This window comes from Bifidobacterium sp. B4081, assembly GCF_026537335.1.
GTDB lineage: Bacteria > Actinomycetota > Actinomycetes > Actinomycetales > Bifidobacteriaceae > Bombiscardovia.
Genome location: NZ_JAFNMM010000005.1, coordinates 41,070 through 62,679 on the forward strand (window position 1 = coordinate 41,070; position 21,610 = coordinate 62,679).

15 protein-coding genes and 1 tRNA gene are annotated in these 21,610 nt (G+C 60.9%); 5 read left to right on the forward strand and 11 right to left on the reverse strand.

The annotated features are described in order from the left end of the window. Positions 1-80: 80 nt before the first annotated feature. The 8 genes from J3T92_RS08150 to J3T92_RS08185 all read right to left on the reverse strand — a co-directional run bounded on the left by J3T92_RS08150 (position 81) and on the right by J3T92_RS08185 (position 11,958). Positions 81-2,069: an ABC transporter permease gene (locus J3T92_RS08150; protein WP_267400986.1), complete on the reverse strand. Its 1,989-nt coding sequence runs from the start codon at positions 2,067-2,069 to the stop codon at positions 81-83. A 110-nt stretch (positions 2,070-2,179) separates the two neighbouring features. Continuing rightward, entirely contained in the window at positions 2,180-3,355 is a 1,176-nt protein-coding gene (locus J3T92_RS08155; RefSeq protein WP_254478205.1) for a sensor histidine kinase, read from the reverse strand. Further along, on the reverse strand, positions 3,352-3,978 hold the full coding sequence (locus tag J3T92_RS08160; RefSeq protein WP_267400989.1) for a response regulator: 627 nt from the start codon (positions 3,976-3,978) through the stop codon (positions 3,352-3,354). The genes J3T92_RS08155 and J3T92_RS08160 overlap by 4 nt, the downstream gene beginning before the upstream one ends. 47 nt (positions 3,979-4,025) lie before the next feature. Continuing rightward, positions 4,026-4,961 carry a zinc metalloprotease HtpX gene (htpX, locus tag J3T92_RS08165; RefSeq protein ID WP_254478207.1) on the reverse strand — a complete coding sequence of 312 codons (936 nt, stop codon included), beginning with the start codon at positions 4,959-4,961 and terminating at the stop codon, positions 4,026-4,028. Between the two features lie 136 nt (positions 4,962-5,097). After that, on the reverse strand, positions 5,098-6,108 hold the full coding sequence (locus J3T92_RS08170; protein ID WP_267400991.1) for a D-alanine--D-alanine ligase family protein: 1,011 nt from the start codon (positions 6,106-6,108) through the stop codon (positions 5,098-5,100). A gap of 250 nt (positions 6,109-6,358) precedes the next feature. Beyond that, the gene (locus J3T92_RS08175; protein ID WP_416378884.1) at positions 6,359-7,855 is read right to left on the reverse strand and encodes an FAD-dependent oxidoreductase; all 1,497 of its coding nucleotides are present in this window, start codon (positions 7,853-7,855) and stop codon (positions 6,359-6,361) included. Between the two features lie 88 nt (positions 7,856-7,943). After that, entirely contained in the window at positions 7,944-9,911 is a 1,968-nt protein-coding gene (locus J3T92_RS08180; RefSeq protein WP_267400992.1) for a heavy metal translocating P-type ATPase, read from the reverse strand. Between the two features lie 172 nt (positions 9,912-10,083). Next, complete coding sequence (locus J3T92_RS08185; RefSeq protein ID WP_267400993.1) at positions 10,084-11,958, reverse strand: S1C family serine protease; 1,875 nt, start codon at positions 11,956-11,958, stop codon at positions 10,084-10,086. 232 nt (positions 11,959-12,190) lie between these two features. Between J3T92_RS08185 and tgt the strand changes: the two genes are divergently transcribed. Then, positions 12,191-13,489, forward strand: coding sequence for a tRNA guanosine(34) transglycosylase Tgt (tgt, locus tag J3T92_RS08190; RefSeq protein WP_267400995.1), 1,299 nt, complete (start codon positions 12,191-12,193; stop codon positions 13,487-13,489). A 56-nt stretch (positions 13,490-13,545) separates the two neighbouring features. Then, positions 13,546-13,628 (forward strand) — tRNA-Leu (locus tag J3T92_RS08195). 178 nt (positions 13,629-13,806) lie between these two features. Here J3T92_RS08195 and J3T92_RS08200 read toward each other — a convergent pair. Next, positions 13,807-15,141, reverse strand: coding sequence for a dicarboxylate/amino acid:cation symporter (locus tag J3T92_RS08200; RefSeq protein WP_267400996.1), 1,335 nt, complete (start codon positions 15,139-15,141; stop codon positions 13,807-13,809). A 165-nt stretch (positions 15,142-15,306) separates the two neighbouring features. Continuing rightward, positions 15,307-15,588, reverse strand: a complete 282-nt coding sequence (locus tag J3T92_RS08205) for a metal-sensitive transcriptional regulator (protein ID WP_110416674.1) — start codon at positions 15,586-15,588, stop codon at positions 15,307-15,309. 115 nt (positions 15,589-15,703) lie between these two features. Here J3T92_RS08205 and J3T92_RS08210 point away from each other — a divergent pair, with 115 nt between their 5' ends. Genes J3T92_RS08210 through J3T92_RS08220 form a run of 3 tightly spaced genes read left to right on the forward strand, consistent with a single transcriptional unit; the run spans position 15,704 to position 20,507 of the window. Continuing rightward, complete coding sequence (locus J3T92_RS08210; RefSeq protein ID WP_267400999.1) at positions 15,704-18,562, forward strand: heavy metal translocating P-type ATPase; 2,859 nt, start codon at positions 15,704-15,706, stop codon at positions 18,560-18,562. A 36-nt stretch (positions 18,563-18,598) separates the two neighbouring features. Then, a complete protein-coding gene (locus J3T92_RS08215; RefSeq protein WP_267401001.1) occupies positions 18,599-19,894 on the forward strand; it encodes an AAA family ATPase in 1,296 nt (431 codons plus the stop codon). Next, positions 19,887-20,507 carry a hypothetical protein gene (locus J3T92_RS08220; RefSeq protein ID WP_267401002.1) on the forward strand — a complete coding sequence of 207 codons (621 nt, stop codon included), beginning with the start codon at positions 19,887-19,889 and terminating at the stop codon, positions 20,505-20,507. The genes J3T92_RS08215 and J3T92_RS08220 overlap by 8 nt, the downstream gene beginning before the upstream one ends. Here the strand turns inward: J3T92_RS08220 and J3T92_RS08225 are convergent, their stop codons facing one another. Further along, complete coding sequence (locus J3T92_RS08225) at positions 20,508-21,599, reverse strand: alpha/beta fold hydrolase (protein WP_267401004.1); 1,092 nt, start codon at positions 21,597-21,599, stop codon at positions 20,508-20,510. Positions 21,600-21,610 lie beyond the last annotated feature (11 nt).

Genomic DNA, 21,610 nt, shown 5'->3' on the forward strand with positions numbered 1-21,610 from the left:
CTTATCCCCCACCCCCGCCTGCACGGCCGTCCGTCGTGCACTCACTCATTCCCATGCCGCCACCGCCACAGGCTGCTCGCTCATCCTTGGCAAGCCAGACGAGCATAGGAAACCATGTGGGCGGACAGGGCCACCAGACCCATCGTCAGGATTACCGTCAAAAGCAGGCCCAGCTGCCTAGCCGGGCAATAAAAGGAGATACCCCCGTAGAGTTCGACTGACTGTGGGTGGGAGCAGAGGTTGACGACCAGGAGCGAGCCGACGCAGCCCAGGAAGAAGGCCGACAAAACTTCGCCCAGATACCTGAGAGTCCCGCTGCACCCGTACCGCCAGACTCCCAGGTCCAGGAGAACGGTCACGGCCCTGGTTCTGCGCCCCTCCTCCACCATGGTGAAGATCAGCGACAGGACGCCCACAGCACATATGGCCAGGACTGGGTACACGATGACAGCCATCTCTCTCATCCCGTCCCCCCCAGTCTGCGTGTAGATTTTGCCTGTCGGCAGATCCGCCACCCATGCCTTGGCCGCCTGGTCGGTAACTCCTGTCGGCACCTCCCGGCCATCTGGCCGGGACGAAACCAGGGCCAGAGGCGTGTGCTCACCCCAACGTTCATATCCGGACTTCCATGAACCTCGGGATATAGAAGACGACAGACGGGAGGGGATGAAGTACTGGCCCATTCCCCCCGGCAAATCGGCCACAGCCGCAATTCGACTACGTCGGGCTGACCCGCTCCCATCATCGATACAGACCGGGCTGTCGACTGACACGCCCACCCCCGCCTCCGGCTTGGAGGCTACCACCCCATCGAGCCCCTCCAGGCTTGTTCCGCCCTGCGCATGGCGGAGGGCGGCGGATGGAAGAACCCGGCCTAGATCGCCGTCTATTTGAAGACGGGAGGCACCACGATAGTAAGAGGCTGCCCGCTGGACCTGCCGATCACATCCTCCACCGTTCTTCTCCATAGGCACAACAGTGGCAGGAGCCAGAATAAGCGGGTCAGCATCGCGCGACCTTACATAGGCGGACCAACGATCCAAAGTCCCCTGGCCGCGCCCGACCGGTCTGATCACAGACCCGCCTGCCAGCGCTTCGATCAGGGAGGCGCGCGCATTGGCATCGCTGTACCCCAAAAACCCGAAAAGCCCACAAGTGACCGCAGCGGCGACGACCACCATCGTGAAAAGGGAAGCTGCCCTGGCGGTCTCCTGACTGCGCAAGGCCAAGGTGACCACGGGACCTTTCAGACGACCAGCCAGGATAACGCTCGCTATTCGGTTCAATAGGGTCCTGCCCATTCGTGCCAAGGCCCACACCAGAAGAGGGATCAGGAAGATGCCCAAACTGCCGGCGGTCGCTCCAGTCCCCTTTAGGCAGATCATCATGCAGGCCGCAGAGACCGCCAAAAGAATGACCACAGTAAACAGGGCGCGGCGGCGCCTCCCGGACGAGCAGGGCATGGACTGCAAGTCAGGCCGAGCTCTGACGACCCTCACTGCAGCCAACATGGCGCCCAGACATTGGCACAAGACGGAAAGCAGAACCGTCACAAGAATGGAGGAGAAGCTCGGCAGGCTGCTCTGCCTTGGCAGAAGCATGCCCAGCTGGGACATGGCCGACCCTGCCAGAGGCATCACCAGCTCACCCACGATCACGCCGATGAGGCCAGAGAAGACAGCCATGAGACCTTGGACGACCAATATCGATCCCAAGAGCCGGCTGGGGGAGGCGCCCAGCAGACGGACGCGCATGAGCCTGTCCCATTGAGCTGTAAAGGCGTGATCGCTGATGGTCTTGGAAACGGAGGCCGAGGATGCTAAAAATATAGCCACCATAGCTACCGGGGTGGTCGAGTCGGGCCGCCCTTCTCCCCTGGCCATGGCCTCAAGGACCAGGAAGATCAAGGCCATGGGGCAGGCTCCAGCCAGTACGTTCAGGGTTTGCAGGCCGCGGTTCTCCCTCCATAGGGAATTCACCAGGCGGATGTATCCGATCCTGATACCCCGCCCTCTAGGCAATTCCGCCCCGGATTCTTTCCCGTCACCGCCTATTCTTATCCGTTGCATAGGACCAAGCTACATGGGCAAGCAACAGGTAGGCCACCGACAGACGTCACTATCAAGTGGACGAATGTCACTGCCTTGCAGAAGTCGTCATCCTGGCCGAAGGTCCGAAGTTACCTACCGGATTGCGCAGCCAGCGGAAAAGAAAGCGCCACCCTAGTGCCATGAGGAGACTCCGATGCCTCTGCCGGCCCCACATCCAGAGAGCCGCCCAGGGCCTTCGCCCTCTGCTCCAGGGAGGACAGGCCGAAGCCAGGCACAAACCGAACGGATCCGTCGCCAGGACCTACTCCGTTGTCCGTCACACTCAGGCGAAGGGTTCTTGGTGCCAGATCAATGACAATCGAGGCGGATGAGGCATGAGCGTGACGGACCACGTTAGTCAAAGTCTCCTGCAAGGCCCGGTAGATAAGGACTTTGCTCTGCGACGACAGGCCCTCTAGGCTCCCATGCACCGTAGCGGTCACATGCAGACCCGTGGATTCAAATGAGTCTGCCAGACTGACAATCGACTCCTTGGTCAGTTCCCCACCAAAGACGGCCGGATTCAAAGCCCTGGCCTGCTGACGTACCTGAGCCAGAGCCTTCTTATCGATGTCTTCGGCCTTAGCCACATGAGCGAGGACTCGGTCGATGGACAAACCCTTGTGCAGAGTCCTTTGCGCTGCTTCAAGCTCCATGTGCATGGCCGACAGGTACTGACCAATCGAATCATGCATCTGCGAGGCCATTTCCGCCCGCTCTTTGGACAAGGCCAGACTCTCGATTGTGAACGACTGTCTGGCCAGCTGCCGGTTCTTTTCAATAAGCAGACGGCTGGCCCGTGCATAAAACAGGAAAGCCACCGCGAAGAAGATAATCAGAGCCAAGTTCAGGATCATATCGCCCCAGATGGTCTGCCGCCATCCGCTTTTCCATGCCATATGCAGAATATAGGCCGCAATTTCCCCTCCCACTGAGACCCAGGTCCAGATCTCCGGGAATGCGAAGAGAACATCCACGGTCACGATGGCGGTGAGAAACATCTGCGGCGGATTGTCGAAAAGGGTGGCTGCAAGACAAACCACGATGAGAAGGCCCCCGCAGATCAAGGCGGGAATACGTCGCCGAATCAGCCTATAACCCAGCCAGGCCGAGATCATGGCAGTCTGGAAGAGAAAGAAGTTGAGCGGATTGCCGTATTTTGACCATAGGAAGGAGCAGCAGAACGAGGCGACCTCCACCAGGCCTACATATGGGAGGGACCCTGGTTTCCGCTCCTGAGATGGCTCAGGCTCTGACGGGCTCATGGCCGCCTTAAGGTCATGGCCAACTCGGTGCGGTTACGCACGCCGATCTTGTCGAAAATGCTGCTGACGCGGTTCCTGACCGTGCCCAGAGCCAGGCATAGACGATCGGCGATCTCCCTGTTGGTTGAGCCAGCCACAATCATGTCGATAATCTGACGGTCCGTCCGATCGAAGTCGCAGGCATCATCGACTCCTTCCCTGCTAATGAGATCCATCAGTCTGCCCGACTCGGCAGCCCCAAGGACGCGTTCGCCCCTATAGACCCTATGCACAGTACCGATAATCTCCTCGGCATCGGCGTCTTTGAGCAGGTGCCCATATGCCCCAGCCTTGATGCTCCCCACAAGATTCTCATCCTCGTCGAATGCCGTCAGTGCGACGCATCGGACTTTCAGTCCTCTTTTCCGCAGAATGCCAATGAGACAAATCCCGTCGATGTCAGGCATCCGGCAGTCAACTAGGGCCACATCGACATCGCTCAGACGAGGATGCTCCAGAAGCTCTCGGGCGCTGGCTGCATCCGCAACAATCTTGATATCGTCCTCATCAGCCAGTATTGAGACCAGTCCTGCTCTGACCAGTTCCTGATCATCGACGATGGCCAGATTGATGGTCTCCGTCATCCCAGGCATCATCTCCCATCGACTGAAGCGCAAAGCTGCTCTGCCTCTCAGTACCCCACCTGGGCTTCATGCCCGGAATTCACCTGGGTCTGCCCCATCTCCTGACTCATCTGCATCAGGCGGGCTATGCGCTCCTCCGTGGGCGGATGAGTGGAGAAGAGCCTGCTGAACCCCTTGACCGAGAAGGGATTTTCGATCATCATGGCGGCGGCGCTCTGGGTGCCGGCAGTCTGAGGCATGGGCACAGCCTGAGACCCGTAGGATATTTTGTTCAACGCCGATGCCAGAGCCGCTGGGTCACCAGTCAGCCGACTGCCGTCCTCGTCGGCGTCATACTCACGGGTGCGGGAAATGGCCATCTGGATCAAGGAAGCGCCCAGGGGGGCCAGAATCGAGCTGATCAGCACACCCAGGAGGCCGAAGACGCCGGAATCGTTATCCCTGTCCCTGCTGTCGCCGCCGAAATACATAAGAGAGTATCCCAGATAGGTGATGACCGTGGCCATGGCCGAAGCCACTGCAGAAGTCAGGATGTCATGGTTGTAGACGTGCATGAGCTCGTGGCCCAGCACCCCGCGGATCTCACGCTCGTTGAGGATTCGCAGGATTCCCTGGGTGCAGCAGACGGCGGCATGGCGCTCGTTACGGCCTGTGGCAAAAGCGTTGGGAGAGTCCGTGGGGGCGATGTATATACGGGGCATGGGCTTGCCTGCCCTCCCCGACAGTTCTCGGACGATACGGTAGAGGTCGGGAGCCTCCTGCTCGCTGACCGGCCGGGCATGCATGGAGGCGATCGCCACCTTGTCGGAGAACCAGTAGGACCCGAAAGTGGTGGCCAGGCCTATGAGGATATAGATGCCCAGAGTCCCCTGACGGCCACCCGTCAGCCACCAGATGAGCATGATAACGGCCCACATAAGGGCGAACAAAAGCGTCGTTTTCAGGCCGTTGAAATGTCCGTGAACCTTCAGCTTGCCATTCATAGACACCATGGTAGACAATGCTGCTGAATTTCTGCTGAACGAAGCCTGTACGTCCCACGGGTTTCATACGCGTCAGACCAGAAACACATACCCCGGGAGAAGCTTGACGGAGCAGTTTCATGAGCCAAAGAGCGATTTATTCCTTAGCCAGAGCCAGCTGACAGATCCGTTCGCATAGATCGCCAAAACTTATACCAGCTGCAGCTGCTGCCTTGGGCAGGAGGCTGGACCGCGTCAGGCCGGGCAAAGTGTTGGCCTCCATGAACCAGATCTGTTCTTCTCCATCCACAATGAAGTCACTGCGGCTGTAACCGCTCAGTTTGAAAACCCGGTGAATAGTCTCGGCCCCCTCTCGGAGCCGTTCAGCCAAGCTTGCAGGTATTCGGGCCGGGAAGATCTCATCCACCCCGTCCTTCTGGTACTTTGAGGCATAGTCAAAGACCCGCCCATCCGGTTTGACGATTTCACCGACTGGAAGCGCAGAGTCGTCGATAACACTGACAGTGAACTCCCTGCCTGTGATGAAACGCTCTATGATGACCTGGCCATAGGCAGCCGCCTCCTGAATGGCAGCAGGCAGACCATCAGGATTGTCCACAATACTCAGGCCGACACTGGAACCTTCGGCATTCGGTTTGACTACTACTGGCCAGCCCAGACGATCCTCAACCTCAGTCGCGTCGACGGAGCCCGTCAACCATTCAGGCGTGAGGATGCCCGCACTTCCAGCCACCCTCTTCGAGACCTCCTTATCCATGGCCAAGCCACTTGCTGTGCTTCCCGACCCAGTGAACGGAATCTGAGCCAATTCTAAAAGGGCCTGGATCTGACCGTTCTCACCAGAGCCACCATGTAGGGCCAGGAAGACCAAATCGCAGTCCAGGACAGCCGACGAAAGATTCACCTCAGAATGTGCACGTTTCAATGTCTCAAGTTGTTTGGCGCCTGGATGATTCTGGATGGAAGTCGATGCCGATGAAGAAAGGGCCAGCCTGCCTTCCTCCTCCAAACTCAATCTGCCGCGGGCACTGTCAACGGCGACGACCTCGTGGCCTCGTTCACGGAGCGCACGAATGACTTCAATAGCCGAAGCGACCGATACCTCGCGTTCGGTACTGGTCCCACCAAAGACGACAGCTATCCTCATCGTTCAGCCTCCTGGCTGTCCACTCACCTGCATAGTTCCACTTCATGGACTAGAGAATCTAGAGCGTGTTCGTCAACGCTTAACCGGCACACTCCTTAAGATAACGAATACAAAGGGACGATTCAACCGTATAGGCGATTGAATACTCTGCCAGATGCCCTCCCCGTGGTGCAGACCAAGAAAACAGGATTTGGACGAGGATTCATGAACCTCATCCAAATTCTGCCGCTGCCGACCCAGGACCGCTCGCTTACTCGCCGTGGGCAAGCTGGCGGAGCTGGTCGGGGTCGGTGACCTTGATGTGCTCACGGCCGACCTTGGCGCCCTCGGCCCGCTCATAAGCATCCACCCGCTTCCAGCCGGCGAAGTCGATAGGCTGGATGCCCTTGTCCGCCAGGAAGCGGTCAATCGAATCGTCGTCCCGGTCCTGGGCGAAGCGGCCATGATCCGGGCTGGCAGCCAGGTCATCCAGCATGTTGCCGATGGTCTCCAGGGCATCGGACTTGGTGGATCCGATCAGACCCACGGGCCCCCTCTTGGCCCAGCCCGTGGCGTAGAGACGGTCGATGGACCGGCCGCCCTGCCCCTCGGGAGCAGTGGTCACCCGGCCGTGGACGTTGGAGAGGGTGTAGCCGGAGAAATCGTATGGAATGCCGGGAACTTCGGCAGGCTTGTAGCCGATGGCGTGGTAGACGGCCTGAACCGGGTACTCCTCGTACTGGCCGGTCTCCTCCATGGTGCCCTCGGGCGTGACCCTGGTCTTCTCCACGCGAATGCCGGTCACTGTGCCATCCTGGCCGATGATTGCGGCAGGCATCCGGTAGAAGTGCATATAGAAACGGCGATCGGCAGGATTGCCCTCGAAGTCGACTCCGCCGTCCTCAGCCATGTCCTCGGCCATCTCCCTGATGGCGAAGAGCTCCTCCAGCATCTGCCGGGTCAGCTTGTCGGCACCGGCCCGATCGATTGTCTCCTGATCCAGGTCGAAGTCCTCCTCGTCGAGGACGATTTGCACCCCGGGCAGCTTCTCCAGTTCGCGCAGCTCCTGGACCGAGAACTTGGCCTGGGCCGGCCCGCGACGGATGAACATGTGCAGCTCGCGGGCCTGGTTGCCCTGAATCCCCTTGTAGACATTGTCGGGGATGTCGGTGCCCAGAAGATCGTCAGCCCGGCGCATCAGGATTCTGGACACATCCATGGCCACGTTCCCGCCACCGATGACGGCCACCTGCTTGGCATCCAGGGGCCAATCCTGGTCAGCGTCGGGATAGCCGTCATACCACTCGACGAAGTGGGCGGCCCCGTGAACGCCATCAAGTTCATGGCCGGCGATCTCCAATGGGCGGTCGTCCACGGCGCCGGTGGCGAAGAGGACCACATCGTAGCGTTGAAGCAGATCATCCAAGTTAATGTCCCTGCCGAATTCCACATCCGCATAGAGGTGAATCTCAGGGTTGTCCAGCGTCTTCTCCAAGGCGCCTGCAATGTACTTGATGCTGGGATGGTCCGGGGCTACTCCATAACGGACCAGGCCGAAGGGAACGGGCAGCTTCTCAAACAGATCGATCCGGGCCCGGTCGCCCAGGCCCAATCCTGCACCCTTCTCCCGAAGCTGCCGCAACAGGATATCGGAGGCATAGACCCCTGCAGGCCCGGCGCCTATGACGGCTACGCGCAGCGGGGAGTCGGCTCCCTCGTCGCTGGCCGACGCAGGCATGGTGGAATCGTTGGCATTATTATCGCTCATGTTTGCCAGCCTAACGCAAAGCAACGGTCGGGAACAGAGCTGGCCGGGCTCCATCCCCGGGACTTTCACCAAGCGTCATGAAATGGCCTCAGCCCCGGTCTATCAGGGCAGTCAAGGCCCAGAGGATGGAAACCACGTCGATGGCCTCCTGCGTAAAGGCGCCGACAACCACCGGGATCAGGTCGAAGGCGGCGCAGAGCATGCCCACCGTGGCCAGGGTCAGCCCCAGCATGACCGCCTGGAGCATGACCCGCTTGGTCCTGCGGGCGATGGTGATCGACCTGGGCAGGCAGGCGATGTCGTCGTTCATGATCACGGCCTGGGCGGATTCGGAGGCGGCCGTGGTGGTCCCGTCGGTGATGGCCATGCCCACGTCGGCGGCAGCCAGGACCGGGGCATCGTTGACCCCGTCCCCCACCATCATGGTGATGGATTTAGTCACCGATTCACCTAGGAACTTGGACAGCCAGATGTCCCAGAGGGGCTGCCGGTTGGGCTCCTCCCTGGCGGCCTTGGCGATCAGATCGGCCTTGTCCTCAGGGAAAAGGCCAGCATGCACGTCGGTGATCCCCACTTGGTCGGCGATGATCCGGGCCGAGGCCTCCTTGTCTCCAGTGACCATGGATAGGCGGGTAATCCCCAGCTCCCGCAGCCGAGCGACGGTCTGAGCGGCATCCGACCTGGGCACGTCCTTCATGACGACTCGCGCGGCCAAGGCCCCGTCTATAGCGATGTAGGAGGCCATCTCGTCAGGAGCCAGGGGGCCGAATGAATCGCTTGGTTGCTCGCCAGCCACGAATTCGGCCCTGCCCACCTTGACCTGATGGCCGTCAACCAAACCCTGGACCCCATTGCCAGAGTCCTCCTGAACCTCCCGCGCGTGCAGATGGACCTCACCGCTGCTCTGTGCACGCAAACGCTCCTGGACTGCAGCCCCAGCCTCGGCAATCCCGTTAGCCAGGATGTGAACCGAGTAGGACTCCACAGCGCCCGCCATAGCCAGAATCCGGTCCGTATCGACCTCCTGCCCCTCACCGTCAGGCAGATCGATTCGAACCACTTGGGGACGTCTGACAGTCAGCGTGCCGGTCTTATCGAAGAAAATGTGCGAAACCCGGCCCAGATTCTCAATCACGTCCTGGGTCTTGATCAGCAGCCCCGCCTTGGCCAGCCTTCCCGTCCCGGCCATGTAGGCCACAGGAGCGGCGATCAACAGAGGGCAGGGGGTGGCCAGGACCAGAACCTGGGCGAACCGGGTCGGCGCTCCGGAGATGATCCAGGCCACGCAGGCGATGATGAAGGCCACTACAGTGAAGGGCACCGCCATCAGATCGGCTGTTCTGACGACTGCAGCACGCGAGTTCTGGGCGGAGCGCACCAGGTTGAGGATTCGCTGGTACTGGGAATCCCGGGCCAGCTGCCGGGCCCGCATCAGGAAGGTGCCCGAACCATTGACCGCCCCGGACATGACCTGGGCATCCTGGTAGAGCCTGCGGGGCATGGGTTCGCCATTGATGGTGGACATGTCCAGGGTGGCGGCGGGACTGATCAGCTCGCCATCAACGGGCACGGTCTCGCCCGGCTTGACCACCAGGAGGTCGTTCAGACGGACCTTATCGACATCCACCGTGCTCCAGTCGCTCTCTTTGGGAAGGGTATGCTCCCCCTCCGGCAGATCTGCCTGGACCACGTGGGCCACCTGGGGGGCGGCCTGGACCAAGACGGTCAGGTTGTTCTGCGCCTTGTTCCCGGCGTACTGTTCGATGGCGTCGCCGGAATAGAGCATGAGGACCACAGCCCAACTGGCCCAGTATTGCCGAACGGCGAGCGTGGAGAGGATGGCTACCACGGCCAGGATGTCCACGCCCACGTGGCCCTGACGCACGTCATCGATCATCCCCTTGAGGGTGTCAACCAGCGAGACGGCCACCAGGACGGCGACCAGCCATTGGGCAGCCTGGCGATAGGGGTGCCAGAGCAGGCCCATGGCCAGTCCGCAGGCCAGAACCACCCAAAGCATGGGGACCTTCTTGGCGAAACGCAGAATTCTTGACATGACCACTTCCCCGATCCGGACTTGTCGATCCGTCGACCGCAGCCGGATTACAGCTCTCTTGTCCTCTTGTACATCAAGCCTATACCGCGCCAGAGCCAGTGATGGATGGCGGATACGTCAGGGGGCCGCACCCGCCATGTGACGGGTGCGGCCCCCTGGGTTCAGTCCCGGATCACTGCCCGAAGAAGAAGCGGAAGGGATCCATGGAGTCATCGTCATCGCCCGAACCGCCCTGGTCGGAGCCACCGTCCTGGCCACTGCCGTCCGAGTTCTTCCTGTTGGTCCTGGGCTTGCCTTGGACGTTCTGCTCCTCGCTGTCAAGCGTGGCATTCACCTCGGCAGTCTTGCCGTCGCGCACCACGGTGATCTTGACCGAGTCACCGAAAGCGGCAGCCCTGACGAAGCCCAGCAGGGAGTAGTTGTTGTTGACGGCATGGCCATTGAAGGCCACGATGGTGTCGCCGACCTTGATGCCGGCCTTGTCCGCCGGAGAACCTGAAACCACATTGGTGACCTTGGCGCCGCCGCGGGTGACCCCGTTGGCCTGGGCTGTGCTGCTCTGGATGGTGACCCCCAGGGAGACGTGCTTAGCCTTGCCGTCCTTGATGATTTCATCGGCAATCCGCTTGACCAGGTTGGATGGGATGGCGAATCCGATGCCGATGGACCCTGCCTCAGATTTGGAGGAGGCCATGGAGGCGATGGAGGAGTTGATCCCGATGACCTCACCGGCCGCGTTGAAAGTGGGACCGCCCGAGTTGCCGGGGTTGATGGCCGCATCCAGCTGGACCGCGTTGGTCACGATGGGGTTGTTATTGCTCTCGTCCATGACCGAGACCGGGCGGTTCAGAGCCGAGACGATGCCAGTGGTGGCCGTATTCTCGTAGCCCAGGGGGTTGCCAATGGCCATGACGTTCTCGCCCACGGCCAGCTTTTCGGAGTCGGCGAACTTCACTGGCTTCAGGTCGGAAGGCGCCTGATCCAGGCTGAGGATGGCCAGATCGGCTGTGGTGTCGGTACCGACAACCTTGGCCGTGTACATCTGCCCGTTGGAGAGGGTGACGTGGATCTCCTGGGCGCCATCGACCACGTGGTTGTTGGTGACCACATGGCCCTGAGTATCGAAGACCGCGCCCGATCCGGCCCCGACCCCGCTCTTGGTCTGCACCTGGATGGAGACCACGGACTCGGAGACCTGCTTGCTGATGCCCTGCCAGTCAGGAGCCTGCCCGCCCTCGACCTTGGCCGTGCCCTGGCCCGAGGAGTTAGAGGAGACCCCGCTGAGCGAGGAGGACGAGGGCAGAGTGATCCACCCGTTGGACAGAGCCGCCCAGCCCAGGCCCAGCATGAGGGCTGCGGCCACCAGGGCGGCCACCACCGCGGTAAAGACGTACTTGCCCGTGCCGCTCATGCTGCTGCTGGCATTGTTGGCAGGACCGGGCCGACCATTGGGGCCGCCAGTTCCGAAGGGCACGTAGGGCCCCTGGCTGGCGGGTCGGCCACCCTGGGGGTTCTGACCGGCATTCTGGCGAGGCTGGCCATTCTGACCGAACTGGCCTGGCTGTCCATATTGTCCGAAGAAGCTCTGCCGAGGACCAGAGCCATACCCCTGGTTGGACTGCTGGTTGGACTGCTGCTGACCCTGATTGTTGGCAGGTGGACGCGAGCCTGCGGGAGCATAAGCACCATACTCGGGCGCTGGCCGATAGTAAGGCTGCTGCTGCGTCTGCGCATCCTGCCCCGCAGTCGAGCCACCGGAGGCGGAGGCGGAGGTCCCGGTGCCGCTACTGTCATTCGACGCATTTTCTGTAGTCGCGGGCCGTGCATCGCCACCAGGCATGGCAATAGGTGTCGTGGGCCTCTGGTCCCAGGCCTGAGTCTGCTGGTCCCCTTCTTCTGTCGCTGGGACTTGAGCAGAGTCGGTCTGTTCTGTGGAGGCTCCCGTCTCCTGCTCTTGCTCGGCGGCCCCGCGCTCGATGTGGCTTGGCTGCCAGGACTGACCGTCATCGCCGCCCCTCCACGGGTCGGCCTTATGCTCTTCAGCCATTTCTGCTCCTTCGGATCGATGCCACTGCCTGCTATTCGGTCACGCTTGTCAATCTACCCCGTCGCCCGCGCTTTTTGCCGTTTCCGGCTGACAGGCGAAGCGGGTCCTCGCATGCATTGCTTCCAAGTCTAGGGCCGAAATGCTGAATGTTGTCTGGACGTTGGATGAAAGTCATATCGACTGTACGCAGGGCAGCAGCAGGACGGTTGGATGTCTTGGATACAGTGGAGCCATGAGCCTGATCACCAACCCGCTGGGAGCCACACCGGGCCGACCCGGCGACCGCACCGCATTCTCATTCGAGACCCTGAACCGCTTGCCCGACAGCCCCGAAGGCCTGGGACGCAATGGCCGCCGCTACGGCCGCACCGGCATCATCCATACTCCGCACGGAGACATCCACACCCCCGCATTCATCCCCGTGGCCACACAGGCGGCCATGAAGGCCGTTCTGCCAGAGCAAATGCGTCAGCTGGGCGCCCAGGTCCTGCTGGCCAACGCCTTCCACCTGTTCGAACGCCCCGGCCCCGACATTCTGGACCAAGCAGGCGGCCTGGCCCGGTTCATGAACTGGGACGGCCCCACCTACACCGACTCGGGCGGCTTCCAGGTCCTATCGCTGGGAGCGGGATTCAAGAAGACACTGGCCATGGACGTGACCGGCATGAAGTCGGACCAGGTGATCGCCGAGGGCAAGGAGCGCCTGGCTTTCGTGGATGAGGACGGAGTCACCTTCAAGTCTCCGCTCAACGGCGACCGGCACCGCTTCTCGGCTGAGATCTCCATGGGCATCCAGCACCGCATCGGCGCCGACATCATGTTCTCCTTCGACGAGCTGACCACACTGATGAACACCCGCACTTACCAGGAACAGTCAGTGGAGCGCACCTTCCGGTGGGCGAAGCGCTGCGTGGATGAGCACCACAGGCTGACCCAGGCGCGGACCGGCAAGCCCTATCAGGCCCTGTTCGGCGTGGTACAAGGGGCCAACTACGAGGATCTCCGCCGACGCGCCGCCCGCCAGATCGCCTCCCTGGACTTTGACGGCGTGGGCATCGGGGGCGCCATAGAGAAACGGCTGCTGGGGCAGACCTGCGCCTGGATCTGCGACGAAATGCCCGAATCCCGGCCCAGGCACGTCTTGGGCATCGCCGCCGTGGACGACATCTTTGCAGGCGTGGAAAACGGCGGGGACACCTTCGACTGCGTATCCCCGGCTCGCTGCGGCCGCAACGGGGCCGTCTTCACCCGTGACGGCCGCTGGAACATCAAACGCGCCCAGTTCAAGGCCGATTTCAGACCCATCGAAGAGGACTGCGACTGCTACACCTGCACCCACTACTCCCGGGCCTACATCGACCATCTGCTTCGCGCCCATGAGCTCAACGGCTACACGCTGGCCACCATCCACAACGAACGCTTCTTCGTGAGGCTGCTGGACGAGATCCGCCAGTCCATTGACGGCGGCTACTTCGACGAATATAAGAAGAAGACGCTGGCCAGGTTCTACGCCCACGGATCCAAGGGCTGAACCAACACGCCATTATTGCGCCGCGCAGACAACCGTGCTAACCTTTCCAGTTGTCTGCGAACGTGGCGGAATGGTAGACGCGCTGTCTTCAGGTGGCAGTGAGCTGATGCTCGTGAGGGTTCAACTCCCTCCGTTCGCACGAAGAAATGGAAATGTCTTCGACTGATTGATGTCAGTCGAAGACATTTTTTATTGGTCGAATTACAGCTGAGGCCGTTCTGGCTATCCGGCCTTCTGGCCGCCGCAAGTCGGGTCAGGATGGTTCATCCTCTTGCCGCCTGCCGCCCGACCATGCAGCTTTTGATCATACAGACCAGTCACTCGATGTCCTGGTCGTCGAAGACCTTGCGGCCCTTGTAGAGGTCGAGGTCCAGCTCGTTCTCGGTCCTGGCCACGATGACTGCCGTATTGGCGGCACCTGCTACGTTCACCAGCGTGCGGCCCATATCCACCAGCTGGGAAATAGGTTGCATGATAGCGATGAAGGGTACGGGCAGGCCAGCTGCTGTGAAGAGGGAGGTGGCGGTGATCGTAGCTGTGCCTGGCACACCCACCGTCCCCACGGAAACCACCAGAGCAAAGACGATCAGGAGCGCAAAACGGAGAGGGGAGTAAGGAATCCCCTGAGCATTGATAGCGAAAACCGCCAGAAGAACGGGCCAGAGCCCGGCGCATCCTGGCATGCCCAGATTGGCTCCCAGACTGGCCACAAAGGAGGCCGTCTCTTCAGGAACACCAGCGGAACGCAACTGACGGACTGTGACTGGGATGGTACCGATGCTGCTCTCGGAGGTGAAGGCCACCACGCCCGCCGGCCAAAGGGAGCGGAAGAAGGGCAGAGGATTGACCCGGCCGACCAGGGCCAGGATCAGGGGTTGGACTAGGAAGAGCTGAATAGCCAAGCCCAGGTAGGACACCAAGAGGACAGCCAACAGGGGCAGAAGGGTCTTCAGGTTGCTTCGACCGATGGCGGCTGCGATCAGGGACAGGACCGCATAGGGGGTGAAGCCAACGACGATTTGGGTGGCCTTGGACAGGACCACATTGCCGGCTTCCACGAAAGCCTTGAAGGGGGCCACACTCTGCTCGCCGCGCGGGGTTGAGGCGGCCTTGTTCAGAGAGACCGCCAGGAGGATGGCGAAGATCACGACAGGAATGACCTGGTTCTGGGCCCAGTTTTCAGCCAGATTCGAGGGGAAGAGACCGACCAGGGTGTCAAGCACCCCTGGCACCTCGTGAGGCTTGGCCCTCTTGGGCAGGGCCTGGTCGAACCCCTTGCCGACCTGGAAGAGCAGCCCCAGAACCAGGGCGATCACGGCTGCTGTGAAGGTGTTGACCAGGAGCAGAACGATGGTTTTCAGACTGATGTTTTTCAGCCGACCGGACCCGCCGATACGGCTGATGCTGGCGATGATGCTGAAGAGCAGGAGCGGCACCACCAAGGCCGAAATGACCTCGGACCAAACGTTGCCGAATGCCCCCACATAGGTCGTGTGACCTGAGAAGCCCACACCCACCAGGATTCCCAGCACCGTCGCTATGATGACCCGCCAACTGAAGTTGACCTTGGTCCTCCTGCTCAGCAGGGCCAGCCCCACAAAGAGAATGACGACCACTATCAGGGCCGCCCAATCCCAACTCGTTTCCGACATTGCCTCTCCCTCATCGATCTCTCCTCCCCAGGACCAAACGGCCTGGGGTTGGGGTTCAATCTAACAGGAGAGCGGCGGAAGTCCAACGATTCCCGGAAGAATGCCTATACCCGTTGCTTATGGACTGCTATTCCCGGGCAGATTAGGCCTGTCTGACGAGGATTGCTAAGAACGGACCAGGCGGGCGATGGCCTCGGAGGCCTCCTCCATCTTCTCGTCGGCCTCTTCACCTCCCTTTTCGGCAGCTTCGCGGACGCAGTGGTTCATGTGGTCGTCCAGCAGGGTTAGGGCCACCGACTTCAGGGCGCTGGTCGAGGCGGCAATCTGAGTGAGAATATCGATGCAGTAAGTGTCTGACTCGACCATCTGCTCGATGGCCCTGACCTGGCCCTCGACACGCCGGAGTCTGGTAATGGTCCGCTTTTTATCGTTGGCATATCCGGGCACGATTCACTCCATTCCTAGTCAATGGTCTTCATGGCAGAGCCAGGACCGACCCGAATCCATGAAACCCATCTCGAAATTCACTATCAGTATACCCCTGGGGGGTATAGTGGGCCACATGAGCAGCATCCTGGTCCTTATAGCAGCCCTGGCCATCACGGCAGGCATCATCTGGTACTTCTTCGCGCCCAGAAAGGCCACCCAGGCCAAGGATGAGGGCGGCATCCAGACCGTCCACATCACAGTCAAGGGCGGATACAGCCCCCAGCTGATCCAGGTTCAGGCCGGGCGACCGGTCAAGCTGGTCTTCGACCGCCAGGAGAGCGGGGAATGCTCCTCGCACGTGGTCTTCAACGATTTCAACATCGATAAGACCCTGCCCGCCTTCCAGACCTCGACCGTCCAGCTGACCCCGCCCAAGGCCGGCGACTATCCCTTCGCCTGCGGGATGAACATGCTCCACGGGATACTCCGGGCCACCGATGGACCGACGACCGACAATGCCGAGACTCAGTCCAAACAAGCACAAAGTAGCCAGTCGCAAGAAGAGCATTCACAGGACGAGGCCGCCGAATCTGCCAAGCCCGCCCAGACCAAAGGCGACAACGGCCAGGATGAGGCGGATCAGGAGCGCACGGCAGAAATCCGCGACCTGACCAGGCGGTTCATCGTGGCCCTGGTCTTCACGCTCCCGGTCTTCGTCCCGGCCATGTTCGGCATGTTCCTGCCCATGCCCCACATTCTGATGAACCCCTGGGTCCAGCTTGTCCTGATATTGCCGGTGATGTTCTACTCTGGCTGGCCCATCCACCGCACCGGTTGGCTGGCTCTGGCACACCGGGCTCCGGAGATGAACTCCCTGGTCGCCCTGGGCACTGCGACGGCCTTCCTCTACTCACTGGTGGTCACCGTGGCCCCGCAGCTCCTGCCTGAGGGAAGCCGTGAACCCTACTACGAGGCCGTGGGCACCATCATCACCCTGATGATCCTCGGCCAGATCCTGGAGGCACGGGCCCGACGCGGCACCGGCGATGCCATCCGCGCCCTTGTTGGACTCAGGCCCAAGAACGCCACAGTGGTGAGGACCGGCGAGGACGGCAGGGAAACCACCCAGGAAATCGCCGTCGACGATGTGGCCATCGGAGACGTGATTCAGGTCCATCCGGGCGAGAAGCTGCCAGTGGACGGCCAGGTAATCTCCGGATCATCCTCAGTGGACGAATCCATGGTGACCGGCGAGCCCATGCCCGTCCTCAAGCAGGAGGGCGATTCCCTGGTTGGAGCCACCGTCAACGGCACAGGCTCCCTGCGCTACAAGGCCACCCAGGTAGGGCAGGACACGGTTCTGGCCCAGATCATCCGGCTGGTCAAGACGGCCCAGACCTCCAAGGCGCCCATCCAAAAACTGGCCGACCGGATATCGTCAATCTTCATCCCCGGGGTCATCCTGGTAGCGCTCTGGACCTTCGTAGCTTGGTGGATGTTCGGCCCCATGCCTCGCGGAGTATACGGAATCGTGGCGGCGGTATCCGTCCTGGTCATCGCCTGCCCCTGCGCCTTGGGCCTGGCCACCCCCCTGTCCGTGACAATCGGCACTGGACGCGGCGCCCGTGCCGGCGTGCTCTACCGGTCGGCGGAGGCCCTGCAGGGCGCACATGACGTCGATACCATCGTCCTTGACAAGACCGGCACCATCACCCAGGGCCGACCTGAACTGGCCGATGCCCTGAGCGTGCAGGGACTGGATGAGGACCTGCTGATCAGGGCGGCCGCGAGCGCCGAGAGCAATTCCGAGCACCCCCTGGCCCAGGCCATCGTCCAGGCCGCCAAGGACCGCAACCTGGAGCTGGTACCGGCCAAGGACTTCGACTCGGTCACCGGCGCCGGCATCGATGCAACCTTCCCCTCTGGGTCTTTTGAAGGAAGCAAGGGCACTTCGCATGTCCTTGTCGGCAACCGCAGGCTGCTCGAGGGCAAGGGAATCGAACTGGAGAACGAAACAGCGAACCAGGCAGGCGCGCAATCCCTCTTCGACACCGCCCGCAGCTGGGAGGACCAGGGCCGCACAACCATCTTCGTAGCTATCGACGGCAGGCTTGCCGGTGTCCTGGCTGTGACCGACCAGGTCAAGACCGGCTCCAAGCAGGCCATCCACGACATGAACGAGCGCGGCATCCAGACCATCATGCTGACCGGCGACAACCAAGGCACTGCCGAGCAGGTCGGCGGCCAGGTGGGAGTCACCCGAGTAGTGGCGCAGATCCATCCCGAGGACAAGGCGAGCATCGTCAAGGCCCTTCAGGCCCAGGGTCACAAGGTGGCCATGATCGGCGACGGCATCAACGACGCCCCGGCCCTGGCCCAGGCCGACCTGGGCATGGCCATCGGCACCGGCACGGACGTGGCCATCGAATCCGCTGACGTGACCCTGGTCTCGGGCGACCTGAACGCGGCAGTCAAGGCCTTCGACCTCTCAGCAGCGACCATGCGCAACATCCATCAGAACCTCTGGTTCGCCTTCGGGTACAACGGCCTGGGCATCCCCATCGCCGCCGGCGTGCTCTACCCCTTCATCGGCCTCCTGCTCAACCCCATGATCGCCGGTGCAGCCATGGCCTTCTCCTCCCTGTCAGTGGTGCTCAACGCCAACAGGCTGCGGCACACGCCCCTGAAGGCCAGGCCGGTCAAGGAAGCCAAGCCAATCGACATGGATGCCCTGACCAGAGACCTCAGTATTTCCACCCACCAAGAACACAAACAAGAGAAAGGAAATGAGATGGGACTCTTCCATCATCACGACGACATGCAGCAGGATCAGACAGCAACAGACAAGGTCACCGACCCGGTCTGCGGGATGTCCATCGACCCCAGCACGGCCGCAGCCAAGCGCGACTACCAGGGTAAGACCTACTACTTCTGCTCGCAGAACTGCGTCGATACCTTCGATGCCGACCCAGAGAAGGTGCTGAACAAGTAGGGTTGCAGGCGTATCATATTCCTGTAGACACTTTTTATGTCTACAGGAATACTGGTGGTTATCATGCGTCTGCTCAGAATGGTCGTCGAGGGACTTCAACCCTTTGAAAACCAGACCCTGGCCCTGGATCTTTACGCCCGTGACCAGGTCCGCTCGAGAACCCCTGGCAACGGACTGACCTATCTGGAAAACAGTCCGGGCAGTCACATTTACGCGCAGAACGTGCTGTGCCTTACAGGAATCAACGCATCCGGCAAAACCACGGCACTCAATGCCTTGGCCCTGGCCGTCAGCGTCCTGAGCAAGGATGCCAGCCCTATGCTGTCCTCCGTCAGATCCCTCAGCGCCTTCGGGTCCAGCCTGCAGATTTCTCTGATCTTCGAGTCCAAGCAGCGCTTCTACCTGCTCAAGTCACAGCTGGATGCGGTCCACGACGACACTTCCGACGAAAGCATGGATCTCCTGACCGATAGCACCTACCGGTTTTCTCAGGAGCAACTTTGGCGCTATCCAAGCAAGCCCCTGCCCAAGTCCGTACTTCGCAATACAGACGCTTTCCAACAACGCTCGAAGCTGATCAAGGTCCGGCGTCCGGCAGCCCAATCCTCAGGTGATGCATCCACCGACACCTACCTGACCAAGGAGGCCTTCGACTACCTCTCCCCTCACTCCAGCATTGTTCTGCCCTACACCAGGACGACTAGCGCTCAGGTCATCACCCGCATCGGTCCAGAAACCTACTTTCCCATCGTTCCTGTCGACACCATCGCCGATCCTGTGCTGCACGTCTTCGATGACAGCATCGACTACTTTCATATCGACCAGGAACACCGCGCCCATCTGAGATTCGCCGGCACCTCTCGAGAGGTGGTCATGTCCAACATGGACACAGCCGGACTGCTCTCCCTAGGCACAGTCCGCGGATCCCGAATAGTCAAAGCAGCCATCTGGGTCCTGCGCACAGGCGGCTATCTGCTGATCGACGAAATCGAGAACAGCATCAACAAGGAGCTGGTGCGCATGATCATCAACCTCTTCATGTCTGCGACCAGCAACCCCTATGGTGCCACTCTAGTGTTCACGACCCACTATGCGGAACTGCTTGACTTGATCCAGCGCAAGGACAATATTTACTTCCTCAGACGTAGCGAAGACGAGCGCAAGGGCATCCAGGCGATCAATTACTCAGAGGCAGTAAAGCGCGGGGAGCTCAAGCACAGCGAAGTCTTCCTGTCCAACTACATCGGAGGCACTGCCCCCAAGGCAGCGGAGCTCAAGGCCATGCGCCATTACGTAGCCGACCAGGTAGCAAGGCAAGAACATCATGCATAGCAGGCGGGAGGAGCTTGCAAGGGCCATCGGGGATGATACAGTTCTCTTCTCATGCGAAGGCGTAGCCGAGCAGGTTATCGTCGACAAACTGGTCACCAAGCACCTGACCTTCATCGATCGGGATCGCATCATCACCGATCCCTACAACAACGATGCCTGGTCAACCCGCGACAGAAGCGGTGAGAGCCTGGCTCGGGACTTCCTGACCCAGGACTACGGACGAAACGTGACCATCCTCTGCATACAGGACCAGCTGGGCCACCGCACCTTGCTACGCCAGCCTTACGCCGAGCATGCCCGGACCATCAACGTCACCACGCATCCCGAGATCGAGATGCTGATCGTCTACCGCGAGGGCAGGCTGGACGAGTACAACAGTTGGAAGTCGCACCATCGCGGCGCAAAAAACAGCAAACTGAAGCCCAGTCTCTTCTGCAAGGAGGAGCTGGGACAGGACGACCGCAACTTCCGCAATGTCAAGAAGTATCCTTTTCTGAATCAATACTGGGACGATGCGGATGCGCTGGTTAGAGCTTTAGAACTATACAGGGAACTAGCCCCGGCAAAAAAGCAGGGTGGTGACTTTCTGCTGGCCGATCTGCTCAGTGTCTGATCAGCGGTCGTCAGCGAGCCGCCAGGGCTGGTCGAAAAAGTCGAAGATGCGTTCCAAGTAAGGCCTCAGGACCTTGTCCGGCATTTGGTAGAGCTCGTGCATGCTGCCCGGAATGCGCACCAGCGTGGCCTGGCAGCCGCCCTGCTGGACCTGGTCGACAAAACGGTTCTGGGGCATAGGCAGCACAAACCGGTCGGGCTGGGCCTGGAAAAGCAGCAGAGGGGTCTCCACTCGGCTGCACCGGTTGGGACGCAGTATGGCCCGGCTCATCTCCAGGCTCTCCCTGACCCAGCCGAAGGTGGCGGCACTGGTCTGGTAGTGCAGTTCCTGGGCCCGCAACTTATGGGCCCAGGCCACCCGCGCCTGGCTGCCATTGGGGTACTTGCCCATGTCCAGCTCGGGGCGGAATGGCCCGAATCCCGGAACCATGCTGCGCGAGCGGCCCATCATGCAGGCGGCGTTTGTTGCCGTCCAGGCCACCGAAGGCATGAACCCGGTCCGCGGAGCAATCATGGGTGATGACAGGACCGCCTTGTCGATGAGGGAGGGGAAGGTTTCCAGCATCCGCGCAGCCACGCCGCCGCCCATGGAATGGGCATAGAGCACCATGGGCTCGTCTTGGGCATACTGCTGGCCCACCTGGGAGCAGAAGGCGGCCAGATCCGCCACATACCGCTGCCAACGGTCCACCCAGATCAGGCTGGGATCGTTCACACCACGGCCAGAGAAACCGTGCCCCCAATGCTCGGGAATGCAGACGGAGTACCCCTGCATCAGGAAGTACCAGGCCATCTCCTGGTACTTGTCGGCGAATTCCGAAAAACCGAAGGAGATGATCGCGGCCCCGCGCACACGAGCTGAGCCGGACTCCACCGCACCCTTGCGAAACAGCGTCCTGTCATAGCAAACGTAATGCAGAAGCCGGGAGGGGTCCACGCCGCTGAGATGGGCCTTGTCCAGGAGGGTTCCCCCGTCCCCGCCGCCGTCATGGGAGATCATCCATCCGTCACTGCGACAGGAGGCCAGGTCAGGAAGGACACGATCCTTCATGATTTGGTCGTAGCGGCGTTCCTCAACCAGTTGGACGCTCATGCTCTCACCCT

What these genes read in the sequence shown, in the direction of transcription:
- J3T92_RS08150 (WP_267400986.1), bottom strand. Translation starts at nt 2,069, where the DNA reads ATGCAACGGATAAGAATAGGCGGTGACGGGAAAGAATCCGGGGCGGAA.
- J3T92_RS08155 (WP_254478205.1), bottom strand. Translation starts at nt 3,355, where the DNA reads ATGAGCCCGTCAGAGCCTGAGCCATCTCAGGAGCGGAAACCAGGGTCC.
- J3T92_RS08160 (WP_267400989.1), bottom strand. Translation starts at nt 3,978, where the DNA reads ATGACGGAGACCATCAATCTGGCCATCGTCGATGATCAGGAACTGGTC.
- htpX (WP_254478207.1), bottom strand. Translation starts at nt 4,961, where the DNA reads ATGAATGGCAAGCTGAAGGTTCACGGACATTTCAACGGCCTGAAAACG.
- J3T92_RS08170 (WP_267400991.1), bottom strand. Translation starts at nt 6,108, where the DNA reads ATGAGGATAGCTGTCGTCTTTGGTGGGACCAGTACCGAACGCGAGGTA.
- J3T92_RS08175 (WP_416378884.1), bottom strand. Translation starts at nt 7,855, where the DNA reads ATGAGCGATAATAATGCCAACGATTCCACCATGCCTGCGTCGGCCAGC.
- J3T92_RS08180 (WP_267400992.1), bottom strand. Translation starts at nt 9,911, where the DNA reads ATGTCAAGAATTCTGCGTTTCGCCAAGAAGGTCCCCATGCTTTGGGTG.
- J3T92_RS08185 (WP_267400993.1), bottom strand. Translation starts at nt 11,958, where the DNA reads ATGGCTGAAGAGCATAAGGCCGACCCGTGGAGGGGCGGCGATGACGGT.
- tgt (WP_267400995.1), top strand. Translation starts at nt 12,191, where the DNA reads ATGAGCCTGATCACCAACCCGCTGGGAGCCACACCGGGCCGACCCGGC.
- J3T92_RS08200 (WP_267400996.1), bottom strand. Translation starts at nt 15,141, where the DNA reads ATGTCGGAAACGAGTTGGGATTGGGCGGCCCTGATAGTGGTCGTCATT.
- J3T92_RS08210 (WP_267400999.1), top strand. Translation starts at nt 15,704, where the DNA reads ATGAGCAGCATCCTGGTCCTTATAGCAGCCCTGGCCATCACGGCAGGC.
- J3T92_RS08215 (WP_267401001.1), top strand. Translation starts at nt 18,599, where the DNA reads ATGTCTACAGGAATACTGGTGGTTATCATGCGTCTGCTCAGAATGGTC.
- J3T92_RS08220 (WP_267401002.1), top strand. Translation starts at nt 19,887, where the DNA reads ATGCATAGCAGGCGGGAGGAGCTTGCAAGGGCCATCGGGGATGATACA.
- J3T92_RS08225 (WP_267401004.1), bottom strand. Translation starts at nt 21,599, where the DNA reads ATGAGCGTCCAACTGGTTGAGGAACGCCGCTACGACCAAATCATGAAG.